At 67.9% G+C, this 15,513-nt stretch carries 15 protein-coding genes; 8 read left to right on the forward strand and 7 right to left on the reverse strand.

The features are described 5' to 3' along the window. Window positions 1–75 precede the first annotated feature (75 nt). Window positions 76–1,218 carry an alcohol dehydrogenase catalytic domain-containing protein gene (locus DBZ45_RS14445; protein WP_111904569.1) on the forward strand — a complete coding sequence of 381 codons (1,143 nt, stop codon included), beginning with the start codon at window positions 76–78 and terminating at the stop codon, window positions 1,216–1,218. 52 nt (window positions 1,219–1,270) lie between these two features. Here the strand turns inward: DBZ45_RS14445 and DBZ45_RS14450 are convergent, their stop codons facing one another. Beyond that, entirely contained in the window at window positions 1,271–2,203 is a 933-nt protein-coding gene (locus tag DBZ45_RS14450) for a LysR family transcriptional regulator (RefSeq protein ID WP_111904570.1), read from the reverse strand. Window positions 2,204–2,316: 113 nt separating this feature from the next. Here DBZ45_RS14450 and mmsB point away from each other — a divergent pair, with 113 nt between their 5' ends. Further along, window positions 2,317–3,219 (forward strand): 3-hydroxyisobutyrate dehydrogenase, encoded by a 903-nt coding sequence (mmsB, locus tag DBZ45_RS14455; protein WP_111904571.1) that lies wholly within the window; start codon window positions 2,317–2,319, stop codon window positions 3,217–3,219. A 49-nt stretch (window positions 3,220–3,268) separates the two neighbouring features. Then, window positions 3,269–4,753: a CoA-acylating methylmalonate-semialdehyde dehydrogenase gene (locus DBZ45_RS14460; protein ID WP_111904572.1), complete on the forward strand. Its 1,485-nt coding sequence runs from the start codon at window positions 3,269–3,271 to the stop codon at window positions 4,751–4,753. A gap of 169 nt (window positions 4,754–4,922) precedes the next feature. On the opposite strand, the gene DBZ45_RS14465 is transcribed toward DBZ45_RS14460, so the two are convergent. Then, window positions 4,923–5,570 carry a hypothetical protein gene (locus DBZ45_RS14465; protein ID WP_111904573.1) on the reverse strand — a complete coding sequence of 216 codons (648 nt, stop codon included), beginning with the start codon at window positions 5,568–5,570 and terminating at the stop codon, window positions 4,923–4,925. Window positions 5,571–5,677: 107 nt separating this feature from the next. Further along, complete coding sequence (locus DBZ45_RS14470; protein ID WP_111904574.1) at window positions 5,678–6,862, reverse strand: winged helix DNA-binding domain-containing protein; 1,185 nt, start codon at window positions 6,860–6,862, stop codon at window positions 5,678–5,680. A 110-nt stretch (window positions 6,863–6,972) separates the two neighbouring features. Between DBZ45_RS14470 and DBZ45_RS14475 the strand changes: the two genes are divergently transcribed. Next, window positions 6,973–7,623, forward strand: coding sequence for an alpha/beta hydrolase (locus DBZ45_RS14475; protein WP_111904575.1), 651 nt, complete (start codon window positions 6,973–6,975; stop codon window positions 7,621–7,623). 24 nt (window positions 7,624–7,647) lie between these two features. Here DBZ45_RS14475 and DBZ45_RS14480 read toward each other — a convergent pair whose 3' ends face one another. Next, complete coding sequence (locus DBZ45_RS14480) at window positions 7,648–7,881, reverse strand: RNA-binding S4 domain-containing protein (protein WP_111904576.1); 234 nt, start codon at window positions 7,879–7,881, stop codon at window positions 7,648–7,650. A 33-nt stretch (window positions 7,882–7,914) separates the two neighbouring features. On the opposite strand from DBZ45_RS14480, the gene DBZ45_RS14485 reads away from it, so the two are divergent. The 3 genes from DBZ45_RS14485 to DBZ45_RS14495 all read left to right on the forward strand — a co-directional run bounded on the left by DBZ45_RS14485 (window position 7,915) and on the right by DBZ45_RS14495 (window position 11,499). Next, the gene (locus DBZ45_RS14485) at window positions 7,915–8,934 is read left to right on the forward strand and encodes a DMT family transporter (RefSeq protein ID WP_111904577.1); all 1,020 of its coding nucleotides are present in this window, start codon (window positions 7,915–7,917) and stop codon (window positions 8,932–8,934) included. 214 nt (window positions 8,935–9,148) lie between these two features. Further along, complete coding sequence (locus tag DBZ45_RS14490) at window positions 9,149–10,534, forward strand: glycine--tRNA ligase (RefSeq protein ID WP_111904578.1); 1,386 nt, start codon at window positions 9,149–9,151, stop codon at window positions 10,532–10,534. 2 nt (window positions 10,535–10,536) lie between these two features. Further along, window positions 10,537–11,499, forward strand: a complete 963-nt coding sequence (locus DBZ45_RS14495; RefSeq protein ID WP_111904579.1) for a GNAT family N-acetyltransferase — start codon at window positions 10,537–10,539, stop codon at window positions 11,497–11,499. A 70-nt stretch (window positions 11,500–11,569) separates the two neighbouring features. Here the strand turns inward: DBZ45_RS14495 and DBZ45_RS14500 are convergent, their stop codons facing one another. Genes DBZ45_RS14500 through DBZ45_RS14510 form a run of 3 tightly spaced genes read right to left on the reverse strand, consistent with a single transcriptional unit; the run spans window position 11,570 to window position 14,049 of the window. Continuing rightward, on the reverse strand, window positions 11,570–12,388 hold the full coding sequence (locus DBZ45_RS14500) for a lysophospholipid acyltransferase family protein (protein ID WP_111904580.1): 819 nt from the start codon (window positions 12,386–12,388) through the stop codon (window positions 11,570–11,572). 16 nt (window positions 12,389–12,404) lie between these two features. Beyond that, on the reverse strand, window positions 12,405–13,277 hold the full coding sequence (locus tag DBZ45_RS14505) for a DUF1295 domain-containing protein (RefSeq protein WP_111904581.1): 873 nt from the start codon (window positions 13,275–13,277) through the stop codon (window positions 12,405–12,407). A 10-nt stretch (window positions 13,278–13,287) separates the two neighbouring features. Next, window positions 13,288–14,049, reverse strand: coding sequence for an alpha/beta fold hydrolase (locus tag DBZ45_RS14510; protein ID WP_190243143.1), 762 nt, complete (start codon window positions 14,047–14,049; stop codon window positions 13,288–13,290). A 110-nt stretch (window positions 14,050–14,159) separates the two neighbouring features. Between DBZ45_RS14510 and DBZ45_RS14515 the strand changes: the two genes are divergently transcribed. Beyond that, window positions 14,160–15,513 (forward strand): YibE/F family protein (locus tag DBZ45_RS14515; RefSeq protein ID WP_223257091.1); only part of this gene is annotated, 1,354 nt, incomplete at its 3' end.

Consider the following 15,513-nt stretch of genomic DNA (forward strand, 5'->3'; position numbering starts at 1 on the left):
GAGCATTCAGCATCTGCCCGGACCGCCATGCACGCGGTCCGGGCAGTTGCCCGTTCACCGACACCAAGGATTTCCATGAAAGCAGCAGTCCTCTACTCCACCGTCGCCAAGACCGATACTGCACAGCCGAAGCCCAGCTACGCGGACGCCCGGCCCCTGGTGGTGCAGGAGCTGGAGCGGCCGGAACCGCGCGCCGGTGAGCTGGGCGTTGCCATCACCTACTCCAGCCTGTGCCATTCGGATCTTTCCGTGGTGGACGGTTCACGGGTCCGGCCCCTTCCCATGGCGCTGGGCCACGAGGCGGTGGGGCGCGTCGTGTCCGTCGGCGCCGGCGTCTCCGACGTGTCGGTGGACGACCACGTGGTGCTGGTCTTCGTCCCGAGCTGCGGGGACTGCCGCGCGTGCCGCGCCGGCCGTCCTGCCCTTTGCCACCGGGCGGCGGAGGTCAACGGCTCCGGCGACCTGCTGCACGGCGAGGCCCTGTTGCGGACGCCGGCGGGGGAGCGGATCAACCACCACCTGGGCGTCTCGGCCTTCGCCGACTACGCCGTGGTGGCCCGGGAATCGGTGGTGGTGATTGACGACGACGTTCCGGACACCGTTGCGGCGATGTTTGGTTGCGCTGTGCTCACCGGAATGGGAGCGGTGCTGAACACGGCCGCTGTCACGGCCGGCCAGTCCGTGGCCGTCTTCGGGCTGGGGGCGGTGGGCCTTTCCGCTGTCATGGCCGCCTCCCTCGCTGGGGCCGGCAGCGTGATCGCCATCGATCCCAATCCCGGCAAGCACCAGCTCGCCCTCGATTGCGGTGCCACAGTCGTAGGGGCGCCGGACGACGCGGCGAGTCTTATCAGGGACGCAGCCGCCGCCGGCGACGGCGTCGATGTCGCCATCGAGGCCGTTGGCTCGGCCGGCGTGATCGCCGCGTGCCTCGGGTACGTGACGCGGGGCGGCGCCGTGGTTTCGGTGGGCCTGCCCCATCCGTCGGCCGAGCTGACGGTGCCGGCCCTGCAGTTCGCCGGAGCAGGCAAACGCCTCCTCGGGTCCTACATGGGCGACGCCGTTCCCGGGCGTGACATCCCGATGTACCTGGGTTACTGGCGCGAGGGCAGGCTGCCGGTGGAGCTGCTGCACACCGACACCAGGCCGCTCACCGAGATCAACGAGGGGCTGGATGCACTGGCCTCAGGGCAGGTGGTACGGCGCCTGTTCCAGGCCTGACTGGGCACCTGAACTGTGCCAGGGGGTGCCGGCGTGCCGGATGGTCGGCGCTTCAGCCCGCCAGCACCCCTGCCCGGGCCTTCACTTCCTCCTTGAGTGACGCGACGACGGCCTGCACCGCGGCCGAGCGGAGGGATTCCGGCCGTGCCACCGCCCAGATGGGGAGCTGGCGCTCGAAGTCGTCGGCGAGCACGGGAACGAAGTCCGGCTGCCCGGCCACCATGAAGTTCGGCAGCAGCCCGATGCCTGCGCCCTGCCGCACCGCCTCCATCTGGGCGAACACGCTCGTGGCCTGGAAGCTCGAGGAAGGCATGGGCAGCTGCGAGGACCAGCGGTGCCCCAGCTCCGCCACCTGGAGCGCAGACTCAACGTAAGAGACAAAGCCGTGCTGCCCGACGTCGTCGAGCGTTTCCGGCAGGCCGTGCGCCGCGGCGTAGCCGGGGCTGGCGTAGAGGCGCAGGTAGTAGTTGCTCAGGAAGATGGTCTGGGCGTTGCTCACGTCGGTCCGGCCCACCACGATCTCCAGGTCCACGCCGGATCTGTTCTGGCTGACCTTCCGCGTGGCGCTCAGCATCTCGATGTTCAGCTGCGGGTTCTGCTGCTGCAGCCGGACCAGCGCGGGCGTGACGAACACAGCTCCGACGCCGTCCGTCGTCGCCACGCGCACCAGCCCGGACAGGGCGCTCTGGTCCTGGCTGATCAGGCCGGAGAGCGATCCGAGGGTGCTCTCGATGGCCTCCGCTGCCTCCACGGCGGAGGCGCCGAGCTGGGTCAGTTCCCAGCCGTGCGGGCTGCGTTCGAGGGTGCGCCCGCCAAGCTGCTTGTCCAAGGCGAGGATTCGGCGGGAGATGGTGGTGTGGGTTGTGCCCAGCGTTTCGGCCACCGCGTTGAACCTGCCGAGGCGGGCCACTGTCAGCAGGATCAGTAGGTCGTCCGGGCTGGGAAGCCGTCTCTGGTCCACGGCAAGCCTTTCATCAGTGTGCATCGGTGCACATGCCGTCTGTAGTTTTTCCCCTTGATTGCACTCTAGCAGGGTGTGATGGTGGACACAGACCTTCCGGCCCGCGCGGCCGGATCCGAAGCAAAGGAGCTTGCGACATGGCAGTAATCGGTTGGATCGGCCTCGGAAACATGGGCGGTTTCATGTCCGCTAACCTGGCGAAGGCCGGGCACGATGTCCGCGGCTTCGACCTCAACCCCGCGGCGCTCGCCGCCGCCGAGGAGGCCGGCGTCAAGCCAGCCGGCAGCATTGCCGAGGCCGTCGCCGGGGCCGACGTGGTGTTCACCATGCTGCCCAAGGGGGAGCACGCCCGCGCGGTCTACCTGGGCGAGGACGGCGTCCTCGCCCATGCCGACACCCGCACGCTGCTGGTGGACTCCTCCACCATCGACATCGCCTCCGCCCAGGAACTGCACGACGCCGCTGCTGCCGCCGGCTTCCGCTTTGTGGACGCCCCGGTGTCCGGCGGCATGAGCGGGGCCAAGGCAGGGACGCTGACCTTCATGGTGGGCGGCGAGGAGGGTGCCGTCGCAGACGCCACCGGCTACATCGGCCCGATGGCAGCCAACATCATCCCCACCGGCGGCGCCACCACCGGGCAGGCGGCCAAAATCTGCAACAACCTGATGCTCTTCATCAACCTGGCGTCCACCGCCGAGGGTGCCGTCCTGGCTGACAGGCTGGGCCTGGACAAGCAGGTCTTCTGGGACATCGCGTCCGTTTCCTCGGGCGACTCCTGGGCCCTGCGGACCTGGTACCCGGTGCCTGGGGTGGTCCCCACCGCCGCCTCCAACAACGACTTTGCGCCCACCTTCACCACCGAACTGGCCAACAAGGACATCGGCCTCGCCATCAGCGCCGCCGAGGACACCGGCACGCCGCTCGAGATCGGCAAGCACGTCCAGCAGCTGTTCCAGCAGCTCATCGACGCCGGCGAAGCGGGCAAGGACTGCTCCATGATCATCAAGCTCGCGGACGGCTCGCTGGACTCCGCCAAGTAGCACTGCCGCCACATCCTCCCGCATTCTGAAACACGAAAAGAGACGTCCCTTGGAAACCATTCCGCATTTCATCAACGGCAACCGCGTCAGCGACGCCGAACGCTTCGGTCCCGTCTTCAACCCCGCCACCGGCGAGCAGGAGAAGCAGGTGGCCCTCGCCTCGGCGTCGCGGACCGAGGAGGCCATCGCAGCCGCCCGTGCCGCGCTGCCGGCGTGGCGGGCCACCAGCCTGGCCAAGCGCACCAACATCTTCTTCCGGGTCCGCGAGATCCTGAACCAGCGCAAGCCCGAGCTCGCGGCGATTCTCACCAGCGAGCACGGCAAGGTCCTCTCCGACGCTGCGGGTGAAATTTCCCGCGGCCTGGAAAACATCGAGTTCGCCACCGGCCTGTCCCACATGCTCAAGGGTGAGCGTTCCGAGCAGGTCTCCAGCGGCGTCGACGTCCACTCCGTGCGCCAGCCAGTGGGCGTCGTGGCCTGCATTACCCCCTTCAACTTCCCGGCCATGGTGCCGCTGTGGATGATCGGCAGCGCGCTGGCCTGCGGCAACACCGTGCTGCTGAAGCCCAGCGAGAAGGATCCGTCGGCCGCCATCTTCATCGCCGAGGCCTTCGCCGAAGCAGGGCTCCCCGCCGGCGTGCTGAACGTGGTGCAGGGGGACAAGGAAGCCGTTGACGTCCTGCTCGAACACCCCGACGTGAAAGCAGTGAGCTTCGTCGGCTCGACGCCCATCGCGCAGTCGATCTACAAGCGGGCGGCCGACCACGGCAAGCGGGTCCAGGCCCTGGGCGGCGCGAAGAACCACATGGTGGTGCTGCCCGACGCCGACCTGGACATGGCGGCAGACGCTGCCGTTTCCGCCGCCTACGGTTCGGCGGGTGAACGCTGCATGGCCGTCAGCGTCCTGGTGGCGGTGGGCAACATCGCCGACGACCTGGTGCAGGCGATTTCCAGCCGAATGGCGGGCCTCAAGATCGGCCCGGGAACCGACGCGGCCTCCCAGATGGGTCCGCTGATCACCGCGGAGCACCGGGACCGCGTGGCCTCCTACGTTGCAGGAGCCGAAAACGAAGGCGCCACCGTCGTCGTCGACGGGCGCTCGCAGCAGTTCGATTCAAACGGTTTCTTCATCGGCGTCAGCCTGGTGGACCACGTGAAGCCGGGCATGAAGGTCTACGACGACGAGATCTTCGGCCCGGTCCTGTCGGTGGTCCGCGTCGACACCTACAGCGATGCCGTCCGGCTGGTCAACGACAACGAGTTCGGCAACGGCACGGCCATCTTCACCCGCGACGGCGGCGCCGCACGGCAGTTCGAGTTCGACGTCGAGGCCGGCATGGTGGGCGTCAATGTGCCCATTCCGGTCCCGGTGGGCACCTTCTCGTTCGGCGGCTGGAAGAACTCCCTGTTCGGCGACACCCACATGTACGGCCCGGACAGCATCCGGTTCTACACCCGGGGCAAGGTGGTCACCACGCGCTGGCCTGACCCGTCCACCTCGGTCATTGACCTCGGCTTCCCGCAGACCGACTAAACTCGATACTCGGTTTACATCAAAACTCGAGTTTGGGCCGGTCAAGACCGCCCCGGGCCTCAGCCCGCGTCCCGCAGTCACAAGCAGCGGCGCGCGGGCTGTTCCTTTTCTGTGCGGACGGCCATGAGGCCCAGCAGATGCGTGTGAGGGCGAGCCTGTCGGCCGCTGCCTAGCCGTTCATGATGTCGTTGCGGCGGGCCATGTACTCCTCCATGGAGAGCTGGCCTTCGCTGTACTGCTGGTCCAGTTCAGCCAGTTTCCGTGCACGGAACCCCTGCGGAGCCGACGGCGGCGGGGGAGCCGAGGGCGCCGGTCCGGTGGAAGGAGCCGGATTCTGCTGTGGCTGGGGCGGGTTGGCGTGGTATTCCGGGCTGTCCTCATAAGGAACCTGCCCCTGCTGCCAGGCCGGCGCACCGGTGCCGCCGGGACCGGGCTGGTTCGGATACGGCTGGTTCGGGTATGGCGGGTACTGCTGCTCCGGGTATGCCTGACCAGGGTAGGGCGGATTCAGGGGCGGTAGCTCTTCCTTGCCGCCGCGCTGGGGGAATCCCAAGCCGCCGCCGAAGTAGTCCTGCTGCGTGTAGCCGTCCCGCGGCCGGTTGTCCGGACGGCCCTGGAACGGGCCTCCGAACGGGCTGCCCGGCTGGTTGCCGAACTGGTCGGGGTCTTGATGCGGAAACTGATTCGGAAACTGGCCCGGGTACTGTCCGGGCAGGCCGGGCCCTTGGTTGCGCTGTTGAACCGACCTCCGGTACATCCGCATGCCCATGGGAATCAGGACGGCCAGAATGATGATCCAGAAAAACAAGTCGAACACGGTGAAGCCTCCCGGTGAGTGTCCATTCCAGCTTAGTCCTGTCAGGAAACGCGCCCCGAGTCCTTATGCCGAAAGCGCACGGCTGCACCGGACGGCTGCGCTGGAAGTCAGGAACCAGCCGGGATCCGAACTGTCGGCATTTCGAGGAAGTCCCCGTAATCAGCCACTGCCACCGCCAGCGCCTGCTCAGCGGCAGGGCCGAGCGGCCGGGAGAGACGGATGTCGAGTTTGCACCGCTGCGCGGCGGACCCGCGCCGCACCAGCGAGTGCCGCCAGGAGCCAGCCAGCACTCCATCGGCCAGGACCACGTGCATGGGGGTGTCGCCAAAGGGATAGGCGGGCGCGGTTCCGCCGAAGTAATGCCGTGAGACTGAGTAGCCCATGATGTATTCGTCGTAGCACTGGACCAGATCGATCTGCGGCCGCAGATTCCCGGCCCGCTGCGGTTCCAAGCCCCGCCCCGAACCGCCGCTGTGCCCCAGTGTCTCCCCTGCGTAATCCGACGGCCGAAGGTAGAAGTCAGACCCGTCGAAGCTGGCCGCAACGATGGCGCCGGGAGCGATCTCCTCCGCCAGCGCCAGCCCCCTGCGAACATCAGTCATCGTGAGTCCGGACCAGTCGGCGCAGTCCCGGACCGTGGCAGGACCGCGGCTCCCGAAATACCTCAGCGCCAGGGCCGCCAAGGACTCCTCCCGGGAGGGCACGGCAGCCGGTGCGGCCCCTGCGACGCGCTCATCGAACGCCGCATACGTCTGCCGCAGCGCGCCGCCGGGACTTCTCACGGGCGCGCCGCTCACCAGCACCCCGCTGATTTCGGCATGCATGATCAGGTATGCGAGGGCGAGTCCCTTCGCGGCGAAGCCGGCACCCTGAAGCCTGGCCGCCAGTTGCTCACGCGTGAGGTGCACCCCGCCGGCCACCGCTTCCGCGAGCACATCGGCGCTCCTGGACGCCGCCTCATCGTCGATCCCGGTGCTGCGGTAGGTTCCGCCGTTCATTTGGTGCAGACGGGGTGCCGACAGGGCCCGTAGCCACGGCAGGTCATCCCGGTGTACAAAATGCCAGGTGGGCCGCAGGATGTGGGTCCGGAGAATGCGGCCGTCGGCAAGTGCCTGCTCCACATCGGCGGCCGTCGCGCCACCGGTCCGCTGGGCCAAAGACCAGCGCGCATACGGGAACTCCTGTGCCTGCACGGCCAGCAGGTTCTTGACGGCTTCCTCCGCCGTGGCCGCCCGCGGCTCCCTCAGCTGCTGGCCGGCCAGCCGCGCCCGCAGCACCTCATAGGGTTCCATGCCCGACGCCGCTCCTCACCTTAGTCAGTTCAGTCAGCCCATCCTGTACCGCCAGCGCCTGGCCGCGCCACCGTAGGTTGTTACCAGTGGGTAACTGCAAGAATGGAGCCATGACTTTAGCCGACTCCTTTCCTGCCCCCGTTGTTCTGTGGTCCAAGCCTGAGGAAGCCAGGGCCGGCAAGCCGCTGCTCGTCCTGCTGCACGGCTACGGCGCGAACGAGCAGGACCTCCTCAGCCTGGCTGACATGCTCCCGGACGAGTTCACGGTGGCATCGGTCCGCGCCCCCATCGCCATGGGGCCCGGCTTCTCCTGGTTCCCGCTGACCGGCTCGATCGAATATTCCGTCGACGCCGTCAAGGACGCGTCGGCGTACGTGCTGGACTGGCTGGACACCGTCAAGGCCAGCCACCCGTCCGTCACGTTGCTCGGGTTCTCGATGGGGATGGCCATGGCCACCACGCTGCTGCGTCAGCGGCCCGCTGACTTTGCCGCCGTCGTCGGACTTTCAGGTTTTGTCGTTAACGCGGAGTCCGACGGCGAGTTCCGCGACGCCGAACTGGACGGGACGGTTCCGCTGTTCTGGGGCCGGGACCAGCAGGACCCGGTCATCACGCCGGACAAGATCGAATACACGATGGGCTGGGTGCGCAAGCACGTGAAGCTGACCAAGGTCCTCTACACCGGCATGTGGCACGGCATCAACGCCCAGGAGATCGGGCACGTTTCGGAGTTCCTCACCCACGAGGTCCTGAACAAGTAGGCCCCCTTTCAGGGAAGCAAACTACTACCCCTGGGGAGCGCTGACCCTGACGGTCTGCCCGTTCACCGTCACGGTGTCGCCGTTGTGAAGCTGCCGGCCGCGTCGGTCGTCGATCTCGCCGTTGACCTTGACCAGGCCGTTCTTGATCAGCTCCGTTGCCTCCACGCCGTCCTCCACGAGGTTGGCGAGCTTCAGGAGCTGGCCCAGGCGGATCATGGTGTCGCGGATGGTGATCTCTTCGATTTCCGGGTTGCTCATACCAGTAATGATGCCTGACGTAAGGTGAAACGAATGACCCATGCACCCCGGCTGCCGCTTGCCGTCGGCCTCCCGATGGCCGTGGCCTCCGGCCTTGCCATTCCCGTCCAGGGGCGGATCAACGGGGCCCTTGGTGCACGCCTCGGAGACGGTATAGCCGCCGCAGTCGTCAGTTTCAGCACCGGGCTGATCGTGATGATCGTCGTGTCCCTGCTGGCTCCCCGCGGGCGGGCCGGCCTCGCACGAATCCTGCCCGCGCTGCGTGAACGCCGCTTCCCGCCGTACTACGCGCTCGCGGGCGGCATTGGTGCGTTCTTTGTCTTCGCCCAGTCCTTCACCGTGGGGCTGCTGGGCATCGCCCTCTTCACCGTGGCAACAGTCACCGGACAGACACTCAGCGGCCTCCTTGTGGACCGCCTGGGCATCGGTCCGGCAGGCAAGAAGTCGGTGACCGGCATCCGGGTCATCGGCTGCATCCTCACCATCGCCGCCGTTTCATGGGCCGTGTCACCCCGCTTCATCGGAGGCGCGGCGGGTGCGGCAGGTGCGGCAGGTGCTTCTGACAGTGCGTCCGCCGCGGCGGCCGACCCCGCAGCACTGCTGCTGCCGATCATCCTGCCGGTCCTGGCCGGCTTCCTCATGAGCTTCCAGCAGGCCATGAACGGCACCGCCACCGTGCATTACGGCACCCCGATCGCGGCCACGCTGGTGAACTTCATCGCCGGCACCTGCGTGCTGTGGGTGGCCTGGTCCATCAAGGTGGCCGTCGCCGGGCCGGCCAACCCGCTGCCGGGGGAGTGGTGGTACTACCTCGGCGGGCCGATGGGCTGCGTGTTCATCGGCCTCGGCGCGCTGCTGGTGCGCAGCCTCGGGGTGCTGGTGACGGGCCTCGGCATGATCGCCGGCCAGCTGCTGGGGTCGCTCGGCCTGGACCTGCTGGCGCCGACGCCGGGCACCGTGGTGGAGGCCGCCACGGTCCTGGGGACCCTGCTGACTCTCGCTTCCATCGTCGTGGCAACCCTGCCCTGGCCGCGCGGCGCGTTCCGGAGATGACGGGTGCCTTACCGAAGAGGAAGGTGCCTTGAGGAGGCGGTGCGGCGGCTTCCGCAGATGAGGGCGCCTTCCGGAGGCAGCTCCCGGTAGGCTAGGTCTCGCAGCTTCCTGCACTGTTTTCCCTTTCCCACGCCCCCGCCCGGCATCCAGCCGCGGTCCAGGGCCACAGACACCGCGGACCGCACCCAGCGGCCCTGTAGAAATTGGAGTTCCCATGGCAGCAAAATCCGTCCTCGACCAGGTCATTTCCCTTTCCAAGCGGAGAGGCTTCGTTTTCCAGGCCGGCGAGATCTACGGAGGCTCGCGATCCGCTTGGGACTACGGACCCCTCGGTGCCGAGCTGAAGGAAAACATCAAGCGCCAGTGGTGGCAGTCCGTGGTGCGCGGCCGCGAGGACGTGGTGGGCCTGGACTCCTCCGTGATCCTGCCCCGCCAGGTATGGGAAGCCTCCGGCCACGTGGACGTCTTCTCCGACCCCCTCGTCGAGTGCCTCTCCTGCCACAAGCGCTACCGCGCCGACCACCTCGAAGAGGAATACGAGGAGAAGAAGGGCCGCCCGCCCGAGAACGGCCTCAAGGACATCGCCTGCGCCAACTGCGGAACCCGCGGCGAATGGACCGAGCCGCAGGAATTCTCCGGCCTCCTGAAGACCTTCCTGGGCCCGGTGGCCAGCGAGGAAGGCCTGCACTACCTGCGCCCCGAAACCGCCCAGGGCATCTTCGTGAACTTCAACAACGTGCTCACCACGTCCCGGAAGAAGCCGCCGTTCGGCATCGGCCAGATCGGCAAGTCCTTCCGCAACGAGATCACGCCCGGAAACTTCATCTTCCGCACCCGTGAGTTCGAGCAGATGGAAATGGAATTCTTCGTGGAGCCGGGCACGGACGAAGAGTGGCACCAGTACTGGATGAAGGAGCGCATGTCCTGGTACACCGGCCTGGGCATCCGCGAGGAGAACCTGCGCTTCTTCGAGCACCCGCTGGAAAAGCTCAGCCACTACTCCAAGGGCACCACGGACATCGAGTACCGCTTCGGCTTCCAGGGCTCCGAGTGGGGCGAGCTGGAAGGCATCGCCAACCGCACGGACTTCGACCTCTCCACGCACGCCAAGGCCTCCGGGACAGACCTCAGCTACTTCAACCAGGCCACCAACGAGCGGTTCACCCCGTACGTGATCGAGCCGGCCGCCGGCCTGACCCGGTCCTTCATGGCGTTCCTCATCGACGCCTACACCGAGGACGAGGCCCCCAACGCCAAGGGCGGCGTGGACGTCCGCACCGTGCTCAAGCTTGACCCGCGGCTCGCCCCGGTCAAGGCTGCCGTGCTGCCGCTCAGCCGCAACGAGGACCTTTCCCCGAAGGCCAAGGACCTGGGCACCCAGCTGCGCAAGAACTGGAACATCGACTTCGACGACGCCGGCGCCATCGGCCGCCGTTACCGCCGCCAGGACGAGATCGGCACCCCGTTCTGCATCACCGTGGACTTCGACACGCTCGAGGACCAGGCGGTCACCATCCGTGAACGCGACACCATGAGCCAGGAACGCGTGTCCCTGGACAAGGTGGAGGGCTACCTGGCCGCCCGGCTGATCGGCGCCTAGCCGTGGCAATCCAATACCGCGAATGGCGCGATGGCGACGACCTCGCGCTGCTGGAGGTCTGGGGCGACCCGGAGACCGATCAGGCGGGCCAGTTCCGCGGCACCCTCGCGCCCTCGGGCAACGCGCCGTGGCGGCGCTGCATCGTGGCCGAGGACGTCGTCGACGGTGCGGCCATCCCGGTCGCCGCCGGCGTGGTCCACGAGGCCAGCCTGCACCCGGAGCGTCTGTGGGTGTACGTCGAGGTGGCCCGGGACCACCGCCGGTCGGGCATCGGTTCCACGCTGCTCATGATGCTGCGCCGCGAGGCGGAAGGGTCGCCGTCGGGCGTTACCAGGCTGCGCTGCAAGGTGGAGCCGGGCACCACCGGTGCCGCCTTCGCGGAAGCTGCGGGGCTCACGCCGATCCAGCACACCCGGCTCGTCGTGGTGGAGCCGGCGGCACTGAAACTGCCGGTCTTCGGCGACGGTTCCGAGGAAGCGGCGTCGGAACGCATCCAGGACCTGGCCACCGGTTCGGTGGAGCTGTCCGACGTCGTGGGACGGTACTACTCGTCCGTCCACGGCTGGGACAGTCCTGGTGAACTGGGCATCGGCACAGTGCAGCGGCTGTTCCTGGACGAGCTCAGCGGTGCGCATGGCGCGATCGTGCTGCGCGCCCCGAAAGCCAGCGCCTTCGGGTCAGGCGTGCCGGCAACCCGCAAGGGCAGGATCCAGGCCTTCGCGATCAGCTATGCGCAGGGGAGTTCCGACCACCCCTCCGACGTGTTCGTCGGCCATGAGCCGGAGCTGGATGCCGACGAGGCCCAGGCCGCGGTCCGCGACCTGCTGGCACTCATCGCGTACCAATATCCGGTGCTCATGGAAGTTGACGATTCGATGACAGCGCTTCGCGCCGTCGTCGAGCCCCTGATGGAAGCGGGCAAGGCCCGGCGCCAGGGCTCGGAGACGTTCGTCGTCTCCGACTGACCAAACTGTGTAGCACCCCAACGTAAGTAGCAGATCAGGGCGTTCCCGGCCGTGGGAACGCCCTGTGCTGCTACTCAGTCGGGGGACTTACCTCAGGGGCCGCTGTTGTTCGGGAAGAACGACGGCGGTCCCTCGCCAGGTCTGCGGCATCGAGCCTTTGGCGTTCCGTCTCGGAGATGGCGCCGCCGCCGAGGTCCGCCGGCATCCACCAGTCTCCCGGCTGCGCCGCCACGGGAAAACTGGCGATGGCGGCGTCAATTCCCGCCTGGAGCGTCCTGCGCAGCCGGGCCGTTTCAGCGTCCGCGTCGATGCCCGCAGCCAAATGCACCGGCTCGCCGACATGCACCCGCACCGGCGCACGCCGGACGCGGAGCAGGGGAAGGCCGTTGCCGCGGGTCAGGATCCGGTGGGCACCCCAGACCGAGACCGGAATGAGCGGCACGCCTGCCTCGGCCGCCATCCGCACGGCGCCCGTCTTGCATTCGCGGACCTTGAAGCTGCGGCTGACGCCGGCCTCGGGCATAACGGCCAGGTAGTCGCCGGCACGGAGCCTGGCCACGGCGTCGTCGTAGGCCGCAGTTCCCGCACCGTGGGGCACCACCACCTGGCCCGTAGCGGTGATGAATGGACCCGCGAGCCAGTGGTCCGCGGCTCCCTGGTGGATCATGAACCGCAGTTGCCCGCGGTTGTGCGCCCAGAACACCAGTTCGGCGGCGGCGAAGTCCAGGTAGCCGAAGTGGGTGATGGCGACGACGGCGCCGGCTTTCCCGTCCGGCAGGTGTTCCTGTCCCGTCACCATCAGGCGGATCCGGAACAGCCACCGCAGGAACAGCCCTGCCCGTACGAGGAGGCGGTAGAAGCGGTTGCTGGCGGCCGGGGTCCAGGGCATGCGGTGCTGCCGGATCTCAGTGCCGCCGGGGCGGCCAGGGGATGAAGCCGCTGGTGGACTGCACGTAGTCACGGTAGCCGGGGCGGCCGGACATGGCCTTCTCCGTGAGCGGCTTCCCGGTCTTGGCGGTCAGCGTCCAGATCATCAGCGCAGGGGAGAGGATGGTCAGGACGCCGGGCCAGGACTCCGCCGCGATGAGGAACAGCCCGGCCCAGACGGCGGCGTCGCCAAAGTAGTTGGGGTGCCGCGTGTAGCGCCACAGCCCGGTGTTCAGGACGGTTCCCCTGCGGGCCGGATCGTTCTTGAACTGCTCCAGCTGCCGGTCGCCCACGGACTCGAAGATGAATCCGGTCAGCCATACTGCCGAACCAGCCACGGCGAGAAGCCCGAGCGGACCGGTCGCGAACATGCCCACCTGGATGGTCAGCGAGACGAAGAACATCACGAGGCCCTGTGGCAGGTAGACGCGGCGGAGGGCATAGGCGTTCCGGGACCCGCGAGCTCCTTTGAGCAACGCCACGTAGCGGGGGTCCTCATGGCCGCCGCGCGCCCGACGGCCGATGTGAGTGCCGAGCCGAATTCCCCAGATGCCCGTCAGAATCAGCAGGAGTACCCGCCTGCCACTGTCGCCCTCCTCGGCAGAGAGGACAAAGGAGATCAACGCGATGACGACAAAGCCCGGGCCCCACGCCACGTCCATCACCGAATGCCGTGCCCGGCTGTCACCCACAGTGCTGTCGGCCACAGTACCGCCGGGCACAGAACTGGTGGCCCCGGCCCCGGCCCCGGCTCGGACGGCCACGGCATAGGTGATAGCAAGCACCAGCACCACGCCCAGCGCTGCCCACGGCAGGCTGGCCACGAACGCCTCCAGCGGAAACGGGCTCATGAAAGATGTTTCACAGAACTAGCGGCAGTGCCTCGCCGGACGGGGGCAGCACCCTGTCCAGGGCTGCGGCGGAAGCAGAGGACCCTGCCTCGGGAACTCCGGTCCGTTCCAGGAAGGCCTTCATCAGGAACCCGGTGGCCAGCCTGTGCCACAGCCGGACCCTCCGGAACATGAAGTGCCCGGCCCCGCGGAGCGAGACGTACCTCATCTCCGCCGCCCCCGCTGCCGCTCGCCGCGCGAACCGCAGCGACGCCGACGGACTGGTCCACCGGTCCTCGTCCCCGTGCACGATCAGCACCTTCCGTCCGGCGACAGGGGAGGCGGGCGTGGCATCATCGAGCCACGGTGCCAGCGCCACCACCGCGTCCACGCCCCGTTCGTCGGCCGCGCAGATGGCGGTGAGGCCGCCCATCGAATGCCCCAGCAGGTAGACGGGCACTCCGGGGTGCGCCGCGCGGATTTTGGCCAGCGCCCAGCGTGCATCCTTCAGCGGGGTCATGTCCTCGCCGTTCCAGCCGCGCACGCTGTTCCGCAGGATCCAGACCTCCAGGCCGTGCTTTTTGCCGGCACCATGCAGGTGGCGGGCGAACGGCACCATCCGCGCCGGGCTCAGGTGCCGGGCCTGGACGGGTTCGAAGCTGCGCGACTTGCCGCCGTGCAGCACCAGGGCCACGCCGCGGGTGGGACATGACGGGGCCAGAACTGTCAGCACCGCTTCGTTGCCAGTTCGGTGTTGGCTCACTGCTGCATCCTCCGACGTTTCGTCGTTCATTTATCAACCCTATGGCGGCCGCCGTAGAGTTCAAGCATGAGGTTTAGCTGCTGATGGGTGCAGGTCACTCCCACGGTCATACAGGGCATTCGGAGCCAACGGCTGAAGCGATGGCCGCCCGCAGGAAAGCAAACAGGATTCTGGCTGCGGTGCTGATCCCGCTGACCCTGCTGACCCTTGCGGCCATGGCCGCGCTCTGGCCCTCGGGCAGCAAGGAAGGCCTGACCCTGGCCAACCCGTATGCCGCAGCCCCGGGCGTCACTTTCGACACGGGACGGATCCAGCGCGTCGTCACCGAGAGCTGCACGCAGGCGACAGCCGGAGAGAACACCGCCGGAGAGAACACCGCCGGAGACGCCGCAGCCCAAAACGGCACAGCCCAGGGCAGCACGGACGGCGGCTCGCAGTGCACCTTCGCGTTCACCGAGCCGGACAAGGGCGGCAATCCGGTCAAAGTTGTGATCAACCCGGACATCGCCAAGTCGCACGGCGTCAAGGTGGGCGACAGCATCCGATACCTGAACCTGTCCCACGCCCAGGCGGCTGCCACCGGCGCCGATGCCCCCGCGGCCCAGGGGTCGCCGTCGTACATCTTTGTGGACTTTGTCCGCACCATGCCGATCATCCTGCTGGCCATTCTCTACGCCGTCGTGGTGGTGGCCGTGGCGCGCTGGCGGGGGCTGCGCGCCCTGATCGGCCTCGTCGGCGCCTACTTTGTGCTGGGCAGCTTCATGCTCCCGGGCCTCGTGGAGGGCAAGCCGCCGCTCCTGCTGGCCTTGGTGGGCTCCACGGTGATCATGATCGGGGTGCTGTACTTCGCGCACGGATTCTCGGCGCGGACCTCGACGGCGCTGCTGGGCACCATCTTCGGGCTCGGCATCACCGCCCTGCTCGCGGCCTGGGCCACCGACGCGGCCAACCTCGCCGGCGTGGGAAGCCACGACGCCGCCACGCTCGTGAACATCTCGGACAGCATCTCCATCTCCGGCATCATCCTGTGCGGCCTCATCATCTCCGGGCTCGGCGTGCTGAACGATGTCACCATCACCCAGTCCTCCGCGGTGTGGGAACTGTACGAACTCGCGCCCAACACGAGTGCGCGGAAGCTGTTCTCCTCGGCCATGCGGATCGGCCGCGACCACATCGCCTCCACCGTGTACACCATTGCGTTCGCCTATGCGGGCGCCGCCCTGCCCATCCTCATCATCGTGATGCTCTACAACCGTCCGCTGGGGGAGGCGCTGACCAGCGCCGAACTGTCCGAGGAGGTCATCCGGACGCTGGTGGGCTCCATCGGACTGGTCCTGGCGATTCCGGTCACCACGCTGATCGCCGTGCTGGTGGTCAAGGCCACGGGCGTCCGGTCGGTTCCGCTGCCGGGTGACCCGGTGCCTGGCCAGCCGGGCGGCCATGCCGCCATAACGGCCGACGGCGTCGACGACGCCGGCGCGCTCGCGGCCGCCG

The sequence above is a fragment of the Arthrobacter globiformis genome, from assembly GCF_003261175.1.
Classification (GTDB): Bacteria; Actinomycetota; Actinomycetes; order Actinomycetales; family Micrococcaceae; genus Arthrobacter; species Arthrobacter globiformis_A.

Bases quoted from the DNA above. Each gene is read 5' to 3' on its own strand.
- DBZ45_RS14480 (WP_111904576.1), bottom strand. From the start codon at position 7,881: ATGAGCAACCCGGAAATCGAAGAGATCACCATCCGCGACACCATGATC.
- DBZ45_RS14505 (WP_111904581.1), bottom strand. From the start codon at position 13,277: ATGAGCCCGTTTCCGCTGGAGGCGTTCGTGGCCAGCCTGCCGTGGGCA.
- DBZ45_RS14445 (WP_111904569.1), top strand. From the start codon at position 76: ATGAAAGCAGCAGTCCTCTACTCCACCGTCGCCAAGACCGATACTGCA.
- DBZ45_RS14450 (WP_111904570.1), bottom strand. From the start codon at position 2,203: ATGCACACTGATGAAAGGCTTGCCGTGGACCAGAGACGGCTTCCCAGC.
- DBZ45_RS14490 (WP_111904578.1), top strand. From the start codon at position 9,149: ATGGCAGCAAAATCCGTCCTCGACCAGGTCATTTCCCTTTCCAAGCGG.
- DBZ45_RS14510 (WP_190243143.1), bottom strand. From the start codon at position 14,049: ATGAACGACGAAACGTCGGAGGATGCAGCAGTGAGCCAACACCGAACT.
- mmsB (WP_111904571.1), top strand. From the start codon at position 2,317: ATGGCAGTAATCGGTTGGATCGGCCTCGGAAACATGGGCGGTTTCATG.
- DBZ45_RS14485 (WP_111904577.1), top strand. From the start codon at position 7,915: ATGACCCATGCACCCCGGCTGCCGCTTGCCGTCGGCCTCCCGATGGCC.
- DBZ45_RS14470 (WP_111904574.1), bottom strand. From the start codon at position 6,862: ATGGAACCCTATGAGGTGCTGCGGGCGCGGCTGGCCGGCCAGCAGCTG.
- DBZ45_RS14500 (WP_111904580.1), bottom strand. From the start codon at position 12,388: ATGCCCTGGACCCCGGCCGCCAGCAACCGCTTCTACCGCCTCCTCGTA.
- DBZ45_RS14475 (WP_111904575.1), top strand. From the start codon at position 6,973: ATGACTTTAGCCGACTCCTTTCCTGCCCCCGTTGTTCTGTGGTCCAAG.